The organism is Bacillus sp. SIMBA_031 (assembly GCF_046535225.1).
GTDB lineage: Bacteria > Bacillota > Bacilli > Bacillales > Bacillaceae > Bacillus > Bacillus velezensis.
On record NZ_JAWRXC010000274.1, the window covers coordinates 1 to 270 of the forward strand.

Here is a 270-nt window from a genome sequence, read left to right on the forward strand (position 1 = left end):
GCCCCACTCGCAGCGCTCGGCCTGCCGCTCTATGCCGTCGTGCCGACCTATTATACCGAGACGCTCGGTCTGCCGCTTGCGGCCGTCGGGCTGACGCTGCTGCTGGTCCGTGCCTTCGACGCGGTCTGCGACCCCATTATCGGCGTTCTCGCCGACCGCTACCGGCCGAAATTCGGGCGGCGGCGGTTCTTCTTCGCGCTGTCGCTGCCGGTCGCGGCGATTGCGGCACTGGCGCTCTATGCGCCGCCTGCCGGTGCGACGGTGGTCTGG

Annotated in this window: 1 protein-coding gene; it reads left to right on the top strand. The window is 70.0% G+C overall.

Annotated elements, in window-relative coordinates:
* Positions 1 to 270, top strand: a 270-nt coding sequence (locus tag SB724_RS20300; RefSeq protein ID WP_410572672.1) for an MFS transporter, incomplete at both ends; no start/stop codon positions are given.